Below are 16,675 nucleotides of genomic sequence, written 5' to 3'. Positions count from 1 at the left end.
CGAAACTCAGCGGTAACTTCCCGCCCAGAATCCGCTACTTTTACCGCTCCAAACTCCCACTCCAACTCGCATGGCCAATTACCTCGCCGATAACCAAACCCGCTTCCTCGATGAGCTCCTCGACTGGCTCCGCATCCCGTCCGTGTCGGCCGACCCCAAGTTTCACGCCGATATCCTGAAGGCCGCCGATTACCTGAAAACCCGCCTCGCCGAAGCCGGCGTGCAGAACCTCGAAATCTGCCCCACGGCCGGCAATCCCATCGTGTACGGCGACTACCTCACCGACCCCACCCAGCCCACCGTGCTGGTGTACGGCCACTACGACGTGCAGCCCGCCGACCCCTACGAGCTGTGGACCTCACCGCCCTTCGAGCCGGTGATTAAGGACGGCAACATCTACGCCCGCGGGGCCTGCGACGACAAAGGCCAGGTGTATATGCACGTCAAGGCCTTCGAGATGATGATGCGCGACGGCCAGGGCGGCGTGCCCTGCAACATCAAATTCATGTTCGAAGGCGAGGAGGAAATCGGCTCCAACAACCTCGAAATCTTCGTGAAAGCGAACAAGGAGAAGCTGAAGGCCGACGTGATTCTCATCTCCGACACCGGCATGCTGGCCAACGACGCGCCCAGCATCGAGGTGGGCCTGCGCGGCCTGAGCTACCACGAAGTGACCGTGACCGGCCCCAACCGCGACCTGCACTCCGGCCTCTACGGCGGCGCGGTGCAAAACCCCATCAACGCCCTGTGCGAGATGATTGCCAGCCTGCACGATGCCAACGGCCACATCACCATCCCCGGTTTCTACGACAACGTGGACGAGCTGAGCGCCGACGAGCGCGCCGAAATGGCCAAAGCCCCGTTCTCCGAAGACGAGTTCAAAAAGAGCATCGGCCTGCCCGATTCGTACGGCGAAAAAGGCTACTCCAGCATGGAGCGCACCAGCATCCGCCCCACGCTCGACGTGAACGGCATCTGGGGCGGCTACACCGGCGAGGGGGCCAAAACGGTCATCGCCTCGCAGGCCCACGCCAAAATCTCCATGCGCCTGGTGCCGCACCAGACTTCGGCCGAAATCACGGCCCTGTTCCAGCAGCACTTTGCCAGCATCGCCCCGGCCGGCGTCACCGTCGAAGTACGTCCCCACCACGGCGGCGAGCCCGTGGTGACACCCACCGACTCGGTGGCCTACAAAGCCGCCGCCGATGCCATGGAAACCACTTTCGGCAAGCGCCCGGTGCCCACGCGCGGCGGCGGCTCCATCCCCATCGTGGCCATGTTCAAGTCGGAGCTGGGCCTGGATACCGTACTGCTCGGCTTCGGGCTCGATTCGGACGCCATCCACTCGCCCAACGAGCATTTCGGGGTGTTCAACTTCCTGAAAGGCATCGAAACCATCCCGCACTTCTACCGCAACTACGCGGCGGCCCAGTAGGGATTTATAAAAGTAAAAAGCCCGGCTTCCGCGAAGGAGGCCGGGCTTTTTTTTGGTGTCAGAAAACCCTGTTTTTTGGCTGCTTTACTTAACGCCGAACAGGTAGCCTACATAAATCTGGAGCGCACTGTTGCGTGCTTCCGGCTGAATGGTCTGACCGCCCAGGGTCACCGGCTTGGCAATGTTGCTCAGGCCGCCATTGTAGCGCAGGCCGGCCATCAGGCCCGTCGTAGCTTGCACGCCCAGGCCGAGGGCATAGCCGAAATCAATATCCTTGAAGGCCGCCTTGCTGGAAACGCTATTACTCATCGAGCCGCTTTCTATCGATTGCGTGGCGCTCATCAGCACGCCGAGCTGTGGCCCGGCTTCAAGGAAGAATGCGTTGAAGCTGGCCTTGAGCAGCACCGGCACGTCCACGTAATGCAGGGTTTGGTAGCCCGTCGCGGATGAGAGCTCATCCCTGAGGCCCTTCATCGAGTATAGTAGCTCCGGCTGAACGGAAAAACGGTCTGTGAGCCCCAGGTTTGCCACTACGCCCCCATGGAAGCCAAGTTTGCTGGCGGCGGTGGCTTTCACGTCTTTGCCTACAACTGAGGTGAGCGAACCACCAGCTTTGATACCGAAGCGGGCCGACTGGGCGTGGGCCGTGCAAAAGCCACCGATGAGCACGAAAAACGAGAGAAGAATTCTTTTCACGGGAAATTAAAATTGGGTAGAAACTAAAATTTCATAAAGCTACACACGCGGCACGGGCTAGCCCAAACAATCAAAAAGGCCCGGCTTCCGCATTGGAAGCCGGGCCTTGCTGAGGAGCGCGGGGCAATTACTTGCCGCCGAACAGGTAGCCCACCTGAAACTGGAACACCGAGTTACGGGTTTTTTCGCCTGCCGACGGGTCGCTCAGGTCGGAGATGCCACCATTGTAGCGCACGCCCAGCTCCAGGCCCTGCGGCAGCTGGTAGCCCACACCGGCAATGTAGCCCACGTCCACCTTGCGGGTGCCGTCAGTGCTGGTGGTAATGGTGGTGCCATTTGCTTCGAACTTTTGCGAAGCCAAAAATCCCACCTGTGGGCCGGCCTCGAAAAACAAGCCATCGGCCTTCACGCGCAACAGCACGGGCACATCAATATAATTGGTGCGAATCTGAGCCGTGTTTTTACCGTCTTCGAATTTTACGCCTTTCTGCGAGAATAATACTTCAGGGTGCAGCGAAATAAGGTCGCTGAAGCTGAAGTCTGCCATCACGCCGGCAGCAAAACCAATCAGGTTTTTCTTGGCCTCAACATCAGTATTAGTAACGTTGGCCAGGTTTACGCCAGCTTTGATACCGAAGCGGGCTTCTTGAGCATTGGCTGCGCTGGCTACGCCAACCAACAGACCGAGGGAGAGGAGAACTTTTTTCATGGCAAGAAAAAGAGAAAAAGGAGAGGGAGTAAATTTGCTGCAAAGCTAAAAGGAAAATCCCAGGTTGCTCCCGGAATTATGCGGCACTCCATCGAAATCAACCGGCGCAGAAAAAGGCCCCACTTCCGTTCGGAAATGGGGCCTTTTTCTGCGAAACAAGCAGTCGCTTATTTGCCGCCGAACTCGTAGCCAACCACGAAGTTGAACGACTGGTTACGCTGTTGGTCGTACCGGTCATCGTCTTTGCCCACGCTGCTGATGCCGCCATTGAAGCGCACACCCAGGCTCAGGCCGCTCGTGAGCTGGTAGCCCACCCCGGCTACGTAGCCCAGCGAAAGCCCTTGCAGGTCTTTGGTCTCGATGCGGGTCTTGTCGTCGCCGCCCCGCTTGGCCGAAATCAGGTAACCCACCTGCGGGCCGGCCTCGAAGTAGGGACCATCGGCATTCACCTTCACGAGAATGGGCAGGTCGATGTAGTGCAGGTCGAGTCGGTCCTTGCTGTCGTTGACTTGCGTGCCCTTGAGGTTGTAGAGCAGTTCGGGCTGAATCGAAATGAGGTCGGAAAGGCCAAAGTTGGCCGTTACGCCGCCCAAGCCACCGAGTCCGTAGGAATAGCTGTCAATCTTGTTGCCAAACTTGTCGTCGTCGCCGCTAAGTGTATTTGCAGAAATGCCGCCACGGATACCAAATTTTACACCGCTTTGTGCGTGAGCGACGCTAGTCAGGCCGGCGAGCAGCGCCAGGGATAGGATTGTTTTTTTCATGATTGAGAAAAATAAAGAAGGGTAATTCTGAAGAAATCTATTGTGGTGAGCTCCAGAATCAAGGCTTATACTCCTTGGCAAGCACGCCGGGTTACATAAAACAGCAAGTATTTTTCCTTTAAAACTTCTTCGTAATCGATAACGAGTGGCGGGTGGTAATTTTGAGATTCATCCGGCGGATAAGTTAATATAGTGCGTATTGTATGTGGGTTAATTCCTCATTAAGAATGGGTTTATTGGTGGTGGGTTGGGGACTGGCTTTGGCGGCTCATGGCCAAGCCCCCACAGTCCCGGCAGTCGATACTTCGGGGGGCAGAGTGGCTTCTCCGGCTCCACTCATTGTGGGCGCCTACGCGCAGGGCAGCATCATTATGGGGCACACCGCCGCCATCCGGCACCTGGTGGCCTCGCACCCCACGGGTTTCGAGGTCAATTTGCAGCGCCAGACGACCGGCGCGGCTCCCTGGCACGCGTGGTATAAGTTTCCGAAAGTGGGGGTGGCCCTCACGTACTACGATTTTCATAATCCGACGCTGGGCTACGTATTTGCGGCCAGTCCCTACATCAGCAAGACGTTTTCGCGCGGGCCGAAGCACGATTTCAGCTTCCGGCTGGGCGCGGGCCTGGCCTACCTCACCAAGCCCTACAACCAGGATACCAACCACAAAAACACCATCGCCAGCTCGGCCCTGAATGCGACCTTGCAGTTTCGGTTCGAGTACGATTACGCCCTCACGCCACACCTGGGCCTGCTGGCCGGCCTGGGGCTGAACCACTTCTCCAACGGGGCCACCACCAAGCCCAATTTCGGCGTGAACCTGCCCTCAGTGGTGCTGGGCCTGAACTACCACCAGCTGCGCCCGGCACCCACCTTTCACGCCGACAGGGGGCTGCCGGCCGATATCGGCCGCAACTTCATCAATGCCAGCACCAGTCTCGGCTTCAAGCAGCGCACCGAGGGCGACAAGCAGAAGTATCTCGTGAACTCGGTGACGCTGGCCGTGGGCCGGCGCGTAAACCGCAAATCGAACCTGCTGGTGGGCCTCGAAGGCTTCCACGACCGCAGCCTGAAGGCCACACTGGAGGACACCACCCGCGCCGGCGGCCAGCAGCCCGACGTGAAGAAGGCGGGCGTGTTCGTGGGCCACGAGCTGCTGTTCGGACGGCTGGCCTTCGTGTCGCACCTGGGCTTCTACGTGTACGCGCCCTACAAATCGAGCACGGTCTACTACGAGCGGCTGGGCCTGAAATATCATTTCACCGACCTGCTGTTCGGGGCCGTAGACCTGAAAATCCACCGCGGCGCGGCCGATGTCATTGAGTTTAAGCTTGGGGCCAAACTGCCCGCCCACGCGCCGCGTTAGTTTGCGTTGTTACGGGCACCCCGCTCATAACCACAACTCGCGGTTTCGGCGGGCCCTCGCTACGGTTCGGGGGAATAAATGATAGTGAAAGAGCACTATTTGCCATCTTTCGGCGGTAGTCATCAATCACCGTCCGTCGCATGGAAACGTTCTTCGAAATCAACCGCTGGATACACATTGCCGCCGGCTTCACGGGCTTTTTCGTTGCCCCCGTGGCGCTGGCCGTTCGCAAAGGCGGGGACGCGCACCGCCGCTGGGGCCGGGTATTTTTCTGGGCCATGGTAGTGGCCGGCACCACGGCGCTGGTGGGCGCCCAACGCATTCATAGCCTGTTTTTGCTGCTCACAGCGGTATTCAGCCTCTACATGGCGGGCTTCGGCTACCGCTCTCTTTTCTTAAAGCACCTGGCCTGGGATGCCCGCGTGGCGGTCTTCGACTGGACCGTGGCCGGCGTGGGGCTGGTCGTATTTCTGGGAACGGTGGGCTACGCGTTCAAGGCCGGGAATGTGCCGGTGGGCGTGTTCGGAGCGCTGGGTGCAATGACGGCCGCCCGCCAGCTGCGCGGCTACGCCAACGCCGGCCACTGGACCAAAACCCAATGGCTGCTCAACCACATTTCGGGATTTATGGCTTCGTACATCGCGGCCGTATCGGCGTTTTCGGCCACCAGCCTGCACTTCATTCCGTTTCCCTACAATTTCCTGTGGCCCACGGCGCTGGGCGTGCCCGTTATTGTGTGGTGGTACCGCCGGGTGCGGGGCAATCGCCTGGCAGTGAACAGTTAGCAACCAGAACAAATCTGCTAACTGTTCACCGCTAACTGCTCATTGATTCTCTTCACCAGCCCCGGCCCTTCATAAATAAAGCCGGTGTAGAGCTGAATGAGCGAAGCCCCCGCATCCATCTTTTCCCGGGCATCGGCCGGCGAATGGATGCCGCCCGAGCCGATGATGGGCAGTGCGCCGTCGGATTTTCGGTGCAGGTAGCGGATTACCTCCGTGGCCCGCTCCCGCAGGGGCCGCCCGCTGAGGCCGCCCGCGCCCAGGCTGGCCACGTACTCCGGGTCGGTGCTCAGCCCGGCGCGGCTGATGGTGGTATTGGTGGCTACGAGGCCGCTGAGCTGAGTTTCGCGGGCTATTTCCAGAATATCGTCGAGCTGCGAGTCGGTCAGGTCGGGCGCGATTTTCAGGAGCAGCGGGCGTGGCTGGGCGCGGCTGAGGTTACGCTGCTGCACCTGCTGCAACAGGTCGATGAGCGGCTTTTTTTCCTGGAGCTGGCGTAGGTTGGGGGTGTTGGGCGAGCTCACATTTACCACGAAATAGTCGACCACCTCGGCCAGGGCCTCGAAGCTGGCCACGTAGTCGGCGGCGGCCTGCTCGTTGGGCGTGTCCTTGTTCTTGCCGATGTTGCCGCCGATGATGAGTTGGCGGTTGCGCCGCCGGGCCAGCCGGGCCGCCACCACGGCCGCCCCGTCGTTGTTGAAACCCATGCGGTTCACCAGCGCCTCGTCTTGCGGCAGCCGAAACAGGCGCGGCTGTGGGTTGCCGGGCTGCGGCCGGGGCGTCACCGTTCCAATCTCCACGAAGCCGAAGCCCAGCGTGGCCAGCTCATCCGTCAGGGCGGCATTCTTATCAAATCCCGCCGCCAGCCCCACCGGGTTCGGAAATTTCAGCCCGAAAACCTCGCGTTCGAGGCTGGGATGCTGATAATCGTAGAGCGCCCGCAGTAGCGCCTTGGTGCCCGGCACCCGCGCCGCCCGGCGCAGGTTATCGAAAACCAGGTGGTGGGCGCGCTCGGCGTCGAGGTTGAAGAGCAGGGGCTTGACGAGGGAATTATACATTGCCTTGGGCTTTCGCTTTTTCATCAGCAATTACTTGCTGCAAGAGGGGTGGCAATTCCACCACGAGCGGCGGCAACACGCTGACAACAGTGTCCCACACCAGCGTAAAATCAACCCGGAAATACTCGTGTACTACAAAATTGCGGAAGCCAGCGGCTCGGCGCCAGTCTATTTGGGGGTGTTGCCGCTTGAGCGCATCGGACACATGGGCGGCGGCTTCGCCCATCACGGTAAATTGCCGCAGCGCAATGTCCTGTAAGTCTTCGTCGCTCAGGAATTCGACCAGCGTGCTATTGCTCAGTCGCTTGAGCAAACGCTCGGCCGCGTATTGCAGGTGCTGTAGCCGGGTCGAATCAAGCTGCTTGCTCATACACTGTCAATAAGTCGGGCTCGATGTGAGGGCGGGCAAAAGGGGAAAGCGTAGTGCCTAAGTCTACGTGCAGCCCCAGGCGACGCTCCAAATCCTCTTGAAAATCAACCAGGTCAAACAGCGTGAGCCGTTGGTCTGGCGTCCGGCTCAGCAACACGTCCAAATCCGATTCGGCCGTGGCCTCACCCCGCGCATACGAGCCAAATATTTCGACCCGCCGCACCGGTTTATCAGCAAAATACTCGGCCAGGACCTGCCGAATGTAATCGAGCGAAAGCGGGAGCTGTTGCATAACACAAAGTACGGAAATTCAGCCCGCCCAGCCCTCCCTGTCGAGGCTGCGGTACTGAATGGCTTCGGCCAGGTGTTGATTCTGGATTTCTTCGCTGTCGGCCAGGTCGGCGATGGTGCGGGCCACTTTCAGAATCCGGTCGTAGGCGCGGGCGCTCAGGCCGAGGCGCTCCATGGCGGTTTTCAGCAGCGTGCGGCCGGCTTCGCTGATTTGGCAAAGGTCCTTCACCATCTGCGGCGGCATCATGGCGTTGGAATGGATATCGGCGTAGTCGGTGAACCGCGTTTCCTGCACCTGGCGGGCCTTATCGACGCGGGGCTGAATCTCGGCGCTGGTTTCGGCCTTGCGGGTTTCCGTCATCTGGTCGAAGGTTACGGGTGTGACTTCAACGTGCAAATCAATGCGGTCGAGCAGCGGGCCCGATACTTTGTTCAGGTACTTCTGCACCACGCCGGGGCCGCACACGCACTCCTTTTCGGGGTGGTTGTAGTAGCCGCAGGGGCAGGGGTTCATGCTGGCAATGAGCATGAAGTTGGCCGGAAACTCAATGCTAAGCTTGGCCCGCGCAATGGTCACGCGCCGTTCCTCCAGCGGCTGGCGCATCACCTCCAGCACCGTGCGCTTGAACTCGGGCAACTCATCGAGAAACAGCACGCCGTTGTGGGCCAGCGAGATTTCGCCGGGCTGCGGGTTGCTGCCGCCACCCACCAGCGCCACGTCCGAAATGGTGTGGTGCGGGGCGCGGAAGGGCCGGCTGCTCAGCAAGCCGCCGCCCGCCAGCTTGCCAGCTACGGAGTGAATTTTGGTCGTTTCCAAGGCCTCCTGCATGCTCAGCGGCGGCAAAATGCTGGGCAGGCGCTTGGCCAGCATGGTTTTGCCCGCGCCGGGTGGCCCAATCATGATGACGTTGTGGCCGCCGGCCGCTGCGATTTCCAGCGCCCGCTTGATGTTCTCCTGGCCCTGCACATCGGCGAAGTCAGCCGTGTACTTGTTCACCGCGTGCTGAAACAGGTCGCGGGTATCCACTTTGGTGGGCGTGATTTCCAGTCGGCCCTCAAAGAAGTCAATGGCCTCCTGCATGCTGCCCACGGCAATCACGTCGAGGTTGTTCACGATGGCCGCCTCCTCGGCGTTTTCCCTGGGCAGGATGATGCCCTTGAAGCCTTCCTTGCGCGCCTGAATGGCAATGGGCAGCACGCCCTTTATCGGCCGCAAATCGCCATCGAGCGACAGCTCACCCATGATGATGTAGTCCGACAAAAGCTCGGTGTTCAGCTGCTGCGAGGCGTGCAGAATGCCCAGCGCAATGGGCAAATCGTAGGCCGCGCCCTCCTTGCGGATGTCGGCCGGGGCCATGTTCACCACCACTTTGGTGCGCGGCATGCGGTACCCCCGAAACTTCAGCGCCGCCTCAATCCGCTGCTGACTCTCCTTGATGGCGTTATCGGGCAGGCCGACCACGAAGAAGTTCGTCCCGGCTCCCACCACTACCTCAATTGTGATGGTGTAGGCATTGACGCCCTGCACGGCCGAGCCGAAGGTTTTGGTGAGCATGATGTGTGGTAGTGAAAAGAAATACGGACGAAAACAGACGAACTGTAAAGCTAAGAACCGCAAACTCAACAGCCTTTCGTGCAGTGTCCCGCAGGGTTAAAGCCGCGGGGTTTCGGGGGTGTTGTTCTACCCTGCGAAACCCTGCGAAACCCTGCGATTTTAACCCTGCGGGACACTGCGCGAAAAAACACTAAGACGATTTTCAGCCGATAACCAGCTTTTCAATCAGCAGAATCATAATATGAATGGCCTTGATATGGATTTCCTGAATCCTATCGGCATACCCCGAATGCGGGGCGCGAATCTCCACGTCGCTGAAGCCCGCCAATTGCCCGCCGTCTTTGCCGGTGAGCGACACGACTTGCATCCCCAGCTCCCGGGCGGCCTCGGCGGCGCGGAGGATGTTGGGCGAGTTGCCGCTGGTGCTGATGGCCAGTAGCACATCGCCGGGCCGGCCGATGGCTTCCACGAAGCGGCTGAACACGAACTCGAAACCGAAATCGTTGGCCACGCAGGTCATGTGCGAGGCTTCGGTGAGGGCGATGGCGGCCAGGGCGCGGCGGTTTTGGCGGTAGCGGCCGGAGAGCTCCTCGGCGAAATGCTGGGCATCGCAGAGGCTGCCGCCGTTGCCGCAGGTGAGGACTTTGCCGCCTTTTTTCAGGCTGGCGGCGATGAGCTCGGCGGCGGCGGCGATGCTGGCTACGTGGGCCGGGTCGGCCAGAAACCGGTCGAGCACGGCGCGGGCTTCGGTCAGCTCAGCACGAATTAAGTCGGGAAGCAGGTCGTTGGGCACTTCAGGTGGGTATTCGGTCGTAATAAAGCGTCTGTCATCCTGAGCCTGCGAAGGACCTTATAAAGCTCGAACGACACGCAGCAGTTTCCACTTGGCGCGAGCAGGATAAGGTCCTTCGCAGGCTCAGGATGACAGACGTTAGGCCAGCGGGGGCCGGTCGGCCGGCGGGGTATTGCTGAGGCTGGGGTCGCTTTGCGGGAAAGTGGGGCGGGGCGGCTGCTCAGCCGTCTGGTTGCCGGTTGCGTTGGGGTGGAACGTGGGGTCCGTGAGGCGACCATCGATGGTGCGAGCGCCGGGGATGGTCGGGGCGGTGGTCCGCTGCTGGGTGTCGTAGAGCCTGGCTTTGAGCTCGTTGATTTTGCCCTCATTCTGGCTCACGGCGCGGCGCAGCATCACGCTATCGAGGTTTTCGGTGAGCAGGTGCAGGGTCAGAATCACGGCTCCAATCACGAACATGGTGTAGAAAAACTGCCGTTCCTGCTCAATTACCGACAGGCCCGAGCCCATGCCCATGACCGTGGAGCGCACGGCCGGCGCGAGAATGAACAGCAGCGCCAGCAACAGGTAAATCATTACGGCGACGGTGACAATGCGTTTGAGGGCGAGCATGACGGGGAGAAATAAGGTGAAAAGCAACAGCCGCTGCTAGAAACGGCTGCGCCGAAAAAACGGCCGCAAAGTAGGGCTTATTTAAACGAGCTATTTGACCGGTGTGGCCGTCTGAGCAGCTTCCGCCGAGTCGGCGGGGTCGATGGTCAGGCCCCGGAGCCCGGCCGCCTCACGATTGGTCCTGGTTTTCGGCCGAGCTGCTTCTGTTGCGGACTCGAACTTTCTGTTGACTATTCGATAGCCCAGATTATAGCACAGCTTCGCCAAAACTATCGAAACGACGATGTAGAGAAAGGTGCGAAAGGGGTTCTTGCCAAGCATAAATTCAAACCAAAAGTAAAAAAGCATCGGGCAGCACAATAGGGCAGCCTGGCGCGACAACTACACCAGCGCGGCGTTGGTTTGCATCGAGCTGAGGCGCTGGTACACGCCGCCCTCGCGCCGCAGCAGCTCATCGTGGGTGCCGCGCTCCACGATGCGGCCGTGCTGCAGCACCACTATTTCGTCGGCGTGCTGCACGGTGCTCAGGCGGTGGGCGATGACGAGCGAAGTGCGGTTCTGCATGAGGCGTTGCAGGGCTTCCTGCACCAGCTTTTCGCTCTCCGTATCGAGGGCCGAGGTGGCTTCGTCGAGAATGAGAATGGGCGGGTTGCGCAGGATGGCGCGCGCGATGCTCAGGCGCTGCCGCTGTCCGCCCGAAAGGCGCGAGCCCCGGTCGCCAATCACCGTCTGGTAGCCCTCGGGGCTGGCCACGATGAACTCGTGGGCGTTGGCGATGCGGGCGGCTTCCATCACCTCGGCCTCGGTGGCCTGGGTATTGAAGCGGATGTTGTTGAAAATCGTATCGTTGAACAGGATGCTTTCCTGGGTCACGATGCCCATCTGGTCGCGCGCCGAGTGCAGGGTGCAGGCGCGCAGGTCGTGGCCGTCGATGAGAATCTGGCCGGCGCTGGGGTCGTAGAAGCGGGGCAGCAGGTCGGCCAGGGTGCTTTTGCCGCCGCCGCTGCCGCCCACCAGCGCCACCGTCTGGCCCTTTTTGATGGTCAGGTTGATGTCGTGCAGCACGGGCGTTTCGCCGTAGCTGAAGCTGAGGTTATGGAATTCAATCTCCCGCTCAAACGGCGGCAGCACCGTGGCATCGGGCCGGTCGCGAATGGCCGGCTCAGTGTCGATGATGCTCAGCACCCGCTCGCCGGCTACCAGCCCGCGCTGGATATTGCCGAAGGAGCTTGACAGGGCCTTAGCCGGCGTGAGCACCTGGGAAAATAGAATGACGTAGCCGATAAACGTCTCGCCGTTCAGGTCCGACTGCCCGCCCAGAATCAGTGAGCCGCCGAAATAGAGCAGGCCCGCCACCACCGTCACGCCCGCAAACTCGGAGAAAGGCGAGGCCAAATCGCGGGTGTTATCAATGGTGCGCGAGGTGCGGGCATACTGGTCGTTCTGCTCCTCAAACTTGCCCTTGATGTACGTCTGCGCATTAAACGCCTTGATAACCCGGATGCCGCCCAGCGTCTCGTCAATCACCGAAAGCATGGAGCCCAGCGTTTTCTGACTCTGCTTGGCCTGGGTGCGCAGCCGCTTGGCAATGGTGGCAATGATGCCGCCCGAAATCGGCAGCAGCACCAGCGTAAACAGCGTGAGCGGCACCGACATGTGAAACAGCACCAGAAAATACGCTACAATGGTGAGCGGCTCCTTGATAACGGCCGTCATCGTATTCACCACCGAAGTCTCCACCTCCTGCACGTCCGAAGTGAAGCGCGACATCAAATCGCCCTTGCGCTCGCCCGCGAAAAAGCCCAGCTGCAAGTCAATGATGCGGTGGTACAAATCGCGCCGCAGGTTGCGGATGACGCGGGCGCGCACCTTGGCCAGCAGCCGCAAACTCAGGTACCGAAATACGTTGCTAAGCAGCACTGAGAGCACCACCACGCCGCACACGAAGGCCAGCGCCCCCAGCTTGCCCCGGCCCTCCAGCACCTGGGCAAAGAAGTATTGGAACGTATCGGTAATCCAGGTCAGGGTGGGCCGGAAGGCGTTCACATGGTCCGGAGCCTGCACCTTCACCTTATCGGCCTTGTCGAACAGCACGCTCAGCATTGGGATGATGAGCGTAAAATTGGCGATGCTGAACACGATGGTCAGCACCGTGTACAGCAGGTATTGCGGCAGGAATAGCGCCCAGGGCCGGGCGTATTGCAGAATGCGGAGATAGGTCTTCATGCTTTCATTTAACAATTATCATTTATCATTTAACAGTCGTTTCAGCGATGTAAATGATTAAATGGCATTGCGTAGCTGGCGGGTAGAGCGAAGGGTAGTGAAAAGCATTTTGCCTAATTCGTCGGCATCAGCAAACATGCTTTCAAACATTTTTGGTGTAATAAAATCAGTATCGTGGAGGAGATTGAGCCAATATTTAGTCTCCAGACATTCTTTGTAAGCAATAGATATTTTGGCGGAAAAGTCGGCATCTGAAATCGCACCATTCGCCTCCGTCACGTTGGCTCCGATGCTGGTGCCACAGCGCAACAATTGTTTCGATAAAACATACTCGCGCTTTTCTGCCGAAAGAAATTGATACGCTTTCACCACCCGCACCGCAAAGGCATAAGACTTTTCGTAAAGCACATTAGCCTTGCCCCCAATCATCCAGAACAGCTGTTAAATGTTAAATGATAATTGTTAAATGACTTAAAATTCGTGGAGGCGCTGGGCGATGTTCCAGCGCAGGGCCAGCGAAGCATACACCTCATTGCCATCGAGCGCGGGCGTGAGGGAATATGTCTGGTTGCGCGCAATCACCTTCGCGTCCACAAACAGGTTGAGGCGCGGCTGGTAAGTGGCTGTGAAGTCGCCGTGCAGCAGGCGGCTCTTGTTGCCCTGGCCCACGCGGTTGCCGTATTCATTGGGGCGGGTATTATACGATTTGAGAATGTTGCCGCCGTTGTTCTGGCCCTGGATATCCTGCCGGGTAGCGTCGAGGCCCTGTTCTGAGTAGAAAGCCTTGCCCACCAGCATCAGGCGGGGCAGGGGCTGGTAGCTGAGCACGCCCAGAATCTCGGCCACGTTGGCCCCCATGGGGTGGGCCAGGGGCTGCTGGTAGTGCTGGTAGTTGGTGTAAATGTCCTCGTGCTGGTAAGTATAGGGCCGGATGTAGTTGAATTCAACTTGCAAATCGAGGTTGCGCAGGCCCGCCACGTCGATGTACTTGCCGCCCAGTTGGAAGGCTTGCTTATTGCCCCACCAGCCGTTGCCGGCCCGCACCTCGCTGATTTTGAACTCGTCCAGCACCACTTGCCCGTAAACCTGCGCGGTGTGCAGGATATTCCACTTGAAATCAAGGCCCAGAATGGCATTATCAGCCGAGCCCACGTTTTGCTCGATTGCCCGGTAGAAAATCACCGGGTTCAGGTATTGCAGCTCGAAACGACGCCGTTGCTGAACGGTGATTTTTCTATTGGACGTGACCGAATCGACGCCGCCACTGCCCATAATAGCGCTTTCGAACACGCCGATGTTGAAATTCGGGGTCACATCGAAGCTAAGGTGGTGCATAGCCATGTACTTTTTGGGGTACACCTGGTCCTCGTTTTCGCGCTGGGCCGTGAGCTCGGCAAACAGGTTCTGGTAGTTGAATTTCCAGATGCGGGTGTTCACCTTCAGGAAAAAATACGGCGCGCTGTAATCCGACAGAATGAGCGAGCGGTAGCCGTTGCCGATGAAGTTGCGGTCGTGCGCCAGCTGCAGGTTCACGTGCTTGCCGGCGGCATAGGTAATGCCGCCGCGCGCCGTGAAGAAGTCGTACTGGCTGCCGCCCACCGTCTTAAAATACTTCCAGTAGCCCTCGTGCGGCACTATCTGGTCGCGCTGAATCCGGTCCTGCACGTACTGCGGCACGGCCTGCTGGTTGTCGGCCAGAAACGTGTAGAAGCCCAGCCGCTCATCAATGGTGCCTTCCACTTGCACGCCGCGCGTGTTCACGTAGCGCAGGCCGTCGCTGGTCTTGCTGTCTTTGCCGGCTTGCAGCAGCAGCACTGGGTTCACGCGCAGCGTGAAATCCTTGATGTTGACGTGGTATAAGTCGGTCTGGTCGCGGTAGAAATAATTCAGGAATGGCCGGGCGCTCTGGTTCAGCTTTTCGCCTTGTGGCGAGTTGGCCCAGTTGTCCTTCAGCAGGTATTGGGCATTGAATCGGTCGGCGCGGGAGAGGCTGCCGGTGTAGGCCCGGGCACTGTCGGCCGAGAGCATGCGCTCGCCGAGGTGGGCCACGCCGGCGCGGGTGTAGGGCCGCACGCTGGTGTGCGGGTCGTGCTGGGCGTCGGGCCCAAACTTGATGGCGTAGCGGTCGATAAGCCGGTACGTGTCGGAGTCGTAGGGCACGTAGGTAGCGCCCTGCGTGGTTTTGGGAGCTTCGACGGGGACAGTCAGCGTGCTGTCCAGCGGCTGGTCGAACACCAGCCACGGCGATTTTTCCGCGGTTGCCGCGGCGGGCGCGGGTACCGTTTGAGCGGCCAGCGGGCCTGCCAGCAGTAGTAAAGAGGACAGGGGCAGAATTTTATTCATAAAAACTCGATAGGCAGCCATAAAAAATCGGAATAGCCGGACTGAGTAAAAGCTAAGAGTGGCAATTTCTTAACAAACCTACGCAGCAAGCCGTTGGCGGGGATAAGTTGCTGCGTCCGGGCACTCGGCCGGCCGGGCCGTTCTGACTAGCGGCCGGGCCGGGTCGAGCCAACACGAATTCGCGCCGCATAGCTTGCCCGCCCCCGGTTTTTGTGCCAACTTCGGGGCCCCAGCCGGGCCTGTTGCCCGGCCCCAACTCCATTCCCCCTTTTTGCATGGCCACCCCACCTATTTCCTCTGCCGCGGCGGCTGCCCTGGCCGATGCCCTGGCCCACGTCCACGTGGTATGCGCCGAGCCCAGCATCGCCAACCATTTCCTGGCCGAGCTGCGCGACAAAGAAGTGCAGAAAGACAGCCTGCGCTTCCGCCGCAACCTCCAGCGCCTGGGCGAAATCATCGCCTACCGCATCAGCTCGCACCTCAGCTACACCGATAAGGTCATCCAAACGCCGCTGGCCGAAACCACCGGCAAGCTGCTCCACGACTTCCCCATCCTGGCCACCGTGCTGCGCGCCGGGCTGCCGTTTCATCAGGGCTTTCTCAATTATTTCGACCAGTCGCCCAGCGCCTTTGTGGCCGCTTACCGCATCGAGGGTACGGCCCAGGTGCAGGTGCAGGTCGATTACCTCTCGGCCCCCAGCCTCGATGAGCGGGTCCTGATTCTGGCCGACCCCATGCTGGCCTCCGGCAAAAGCCTCGTGCAGACTTACCGGGCCATGCTGCGCTTCGGCACGCCGCGCCAGGTGCACATTGCCGCCGTCATCGCCTCGCCCGAGGGCCTGGCTTACGTGGCCCGCGAAATCCCCGAAGCCAACCTCTGGGTAGCTGCTATCGATGAAAAGCTCAACGAGCACGCCTACATCATCCCCGGCCTGGGCGATGCCGGCGACCTCTCCTACGGCAGCAAGCTGTAGTACCCCATTTATGGGTGACGGTAATGGAACCCTGCCTCGCTAAACGGGGTATCTTTGCGGTGCGCCATTCGGCGTGGGTTGCCATTATTCTCCGCTTGCCTTTTTACCCCGCTGTGCTCCATCCCGCCCTTAAATACGCGTCCGTGTTCCTCCTGAGCACGGTCAAGTTTTTGGGTGGCCCGTTGGCCGGCACTTCCATGGGCCTGCATTTCTGGACCACCCTGGCCCTCACCGTGGGCGGCATGATGACCAGCGTATTCATCTTCTCAGGAGTGGGCCGGGCTTGGATGCAGCACCGCCAAAAGCAGCGCCGCCTGCGCCGCGAGCCCATCTTCACGAAACGCTCGCGCAACATTATCAAGGTGTTCCGCAAGTTTGGGATGGGCGGCATTGCCTTTCTCACGCCCATCCTGCTATCACCTATTGGCGGCACGGTCATCGCCACGCTGCTGGGCGTGCCGCAGCAGCGCATCATGCTGCACATGCTTTGGAGCGCGCTTTTTTGGGGAGTAACCCTCACATTCGCCAGCATGCATTTCGGGCATATGCTGAAGCATTAGCAGATAAGTAGGTCGTGGAAATTAGTTTGATTTATCAGCACGTCATGCTGAGCCCGTCGAAGCATCTCTACCGCTTCGCTGAACGGCCCTGCTGAAGCGGTAGAGATGCTTCGACTGCGCGGACGCCAGATAGGCATGACGTTCTT

The 16,675-nt window shown here is 59.7% G+C and carries 18 protein-coding genes; 5 read left to right on the top strand and 13 right to left on the bottom strand.

Features of this window, described 5'->3' with window-relative positions; all coding sequences use genetic code 11:
• The first annotated feature begins 70 nt into the window (after positions 1-70).
• A complete protein-coding gene (locus ABD819_RS19095) occupies positions 71-1,435 on the top strand; it encodes a dipeptidase (protein ID WP_345126989.1) in 1,365 nt (454 codons plus the stop codon).
• Between the two features lie 84 nt (positions 1,436-1,519).
• On the opposite strand, the gene ABD819_RS19090 is transcribed toward ABD819_RS19095, so the two are convergent.
• The 3 genes from ABD819_RS19090 to ABD819_RS19080 all read right to left on the bottom strand — a co-directional run bounded on the left by ABD819_RS19090 (position 1,520) and on the right by ABD819_RS19080 (position 3,604).
• Positions 1,520-2,131 carry a porin family protein gene (locus ABD819_RS19090; protein WP_345126986.1) on the bottom strand — a complete coding sequence of 204 codons (612 nt, stop codon included), beginning with the start codon at positions 2,129-2,131 and terminating at the stop codon, positions 1,520-1,522.
• 127 nt (positions 2,132-2,258) lie between these two features.
• Positions 2,259-2,840 carry a porin family protein gene (locus ABD819_RS19085; protein ID WP_345126983.1) on the bottom strand — a complete coding sequence of 194 codons (582 nt, stop codon included), beginning with the start codon at positions 2,838-2,840 and terminating at the stop codon, positions 2,259-2,261.
• 167 nt (positions 2,841-3,007) lie between these two features.
• Complete coding sequence (locus ABD819_RS19080) at positions 3,008-3,604, bottom strand: porin family protein (protein ID WP_345126980.1); 597 nt, start codon at positions 3,602-3,604, stop codon at positions 3,008-3,010.
• Between the two features lie 317 nt (positions 3,605-3,921).
• Here ABD819_RS19080 and ABD819_RS19075 point away from each other — a divergent pair, with 317 nt between their 5' ends.
• Positions 3,922-4,968 (top strand): acyloxyacyl hydrolase, encoded by a 1,047-nt coding sequence (locus ABD819_RS19075; RefSeq protein ID WP_345126977.1) that lies wholly within the window; start codon positions 3,922-3,924, stop codon positions 4,966-4,968.
• Positions 4,969-5,108: 140 nt separating this feature from the next.
• On the top strand, positions 5,109-5,753 hold the full coding sequence (locus ABD819_RS19070) for a DUF2306 domain-containing protein (RefSeq protein ID WP_345126975.1): 645 nt from the start codon (positions 5,109-5,111) through the stop codon (positions 5,751-5,753).
• A gap of 17 nt (positions 5,754-5,770) precedes the next feature.
• Here the strand turns inward: ABD819_RS19070 and ABD819_RS19065 are convergent, their stop codons facing one another.
• The 10 genes from ABD819_RS19065 to ABD819_RS19020 form a co-directional block, all read right to left on the bottom strand.
• Positions 5,771-6,808 carry a quinone-dependent dihydroorotate dehydrogenase gene (locus ABD819_RS19065; protein WP_345126972.1) on the bottom strand — a complete coding sequence of 346 codons (1,038 nt, stop codon included), beginning with the start codon at positions 6,806-6,808 and terminating at the stop codon, positions 5,771-5,773.
• Positions 6,801-7,178, bottom strand: coding sequence for a HepT-like ribonuclease domain-containing protein (locus ABD819_RS19060; RefSeq protein WP_345126970.1), 378 nt, complete (start codon positions 7,176-7,178; stop codon positions 6,801-6,803). The genes ABD819_RS19065 and ABD819_RS19060 overlap by 8 nt, the downstream gene beginning before the upstream one ends.
• The gene (locus ABD819_RS19055; protein WP_345126967.1) at positions 7,162-7,470 is read right to left on the bottom strand and encodes a nucleotidyltransferase family protein; all 309 of its coding nucleotides are present in this window, start codon (positions 7,468-7,470) and stop codon (positions 7,162-7,164) included. Before ABD819_RS19055 ends, ABD819_RS19060 begins: the two co-directional genes overlap by 17 nt.
• Positions 7,471-7,488: 18 nt before the next feature.
• Complete coding sequence (locus ABD819_RS19050; RefSeq protein WP_345126964.1) at positions 7,489-9,024, bottom strand: YifB family Mg chelatase-like AAA ATPase; 1,536 nt, start codon at positions 9,022-9,024, stop codon at positions 7,489-7,491.
• A gap of 202 nt (positions 9,025-9,226) precedes the next feature.
• Complete coding sequence (lpcA, locus tag ABD819_RS19045) at positions 9,227-9,817, bottom strand: D-sedoheptulose 7-phosphate isomerase (protein ID WP_345126961.1); 591 nt, start codon at positions 9,815-9,817, stop codon at positions 9,227-9,229.
• 138 nt (positions 9,818-9,955) lie between these two features.
• A complete protein-coding gene (locus tag ABD819_RS19040) occupies positions 9,956-10,426 on the bottom strand; it encodes a hypothetical protein (protein WP_345126958.1) in 471 nt (156 codons plus the stop codon).
• A 90-nt stretch (positions 10,427-10,516) separates the two neighbouring features.
• Positions 10,517-10,774 carry a hypothetical protein gene (locus ABD819_RS19035; RefSeq protein WP_345126955.1) on the bottom strand — a complete coding sequence of 86 codons (258 nt, stop codon included), beginning with the start codon at positions 10,772-10,774 and terminating at the stop codon, positions 10,517-10,519.
• Between the two features lie 33 nt (positions 10,775-10,807).
• Positions 10,808-12,652, bottom strand: coding sequence for an ABC transporter ATP-binding protein (locus tag ABD819_RS19030; protein ID WP_345126953.1), 1,845 nt, complete (start codon positions 12,650-12,652; stop codon positions 10,808-10,810).
• A gap of 57 nt (positions 12,653-12,709) precedes the next feature.
• Positions 12,710-13,081, bottom strand: a complete 372-nt coding sequence (locus tag ABD819_RS19025; protein ID WP_345126950.1) for a four helix bundle protein — start codon at positions 13,079-13,081, stop codon at positions 12,710-12,712.
• A 42-nt stretch (positions 13,082-13,123) separates the two neighbouring features.
• On the bottom strand, positions 13,124-14,995 hold the full coding sequence (locus tag ABD819_RS19020; protein ID WP_345126948.1) for a capsule assembly Wzi family protein: 1,872 nt from the start codon (positions 14,993-14,995) through the stop codon (positions 13,124-13,126).
• Positions 14,996-15,270: 275 nt separating this feature from the next.
• Here ABD819_RS19020 and upp point away from each other — a divergent pair, with 275 nt between their 5' ends.
• Complete coding sequence (upp, locus tag ABD819_RS19015; RefSeq protein WP_345126946.1) at positions 15,271-15,969, top strand: uracil phosphoribosyltransferase; 699 nt, start codon at positions 15,271-15,273, stop codon at positions 15,967-15,969.
• 113 nt (positions 15,970-16,082) lie between these two features.
• Positions 16,083-16,529 (top strand): hypothetical protein, encoded by a 447-nt coding sequence (locus ABD819_RS19010; RefSeq protein ID WP_345126944.1) that lies wholly within the window; start codon positions 16,083-16,085, stop codon positions 16,527-16,529.
• The last annotated feature ends 146 nt before the right edge of the window (positions 16,530-16,675 follow it).

The sequence above is a fragment of the Hymenobacter antarcticus genome (assembly GCF_039539545.1).
Classification (GTDB): Bacteria; Bacteroidota; Bacteroidia; order Cytophagales; family Hymenobacteraceae; genus Hymenobacter; species Hymenobacter antarcticus.
This window is presented reverse-complemented; position numbering and strand designations above follow the sequence as displayed.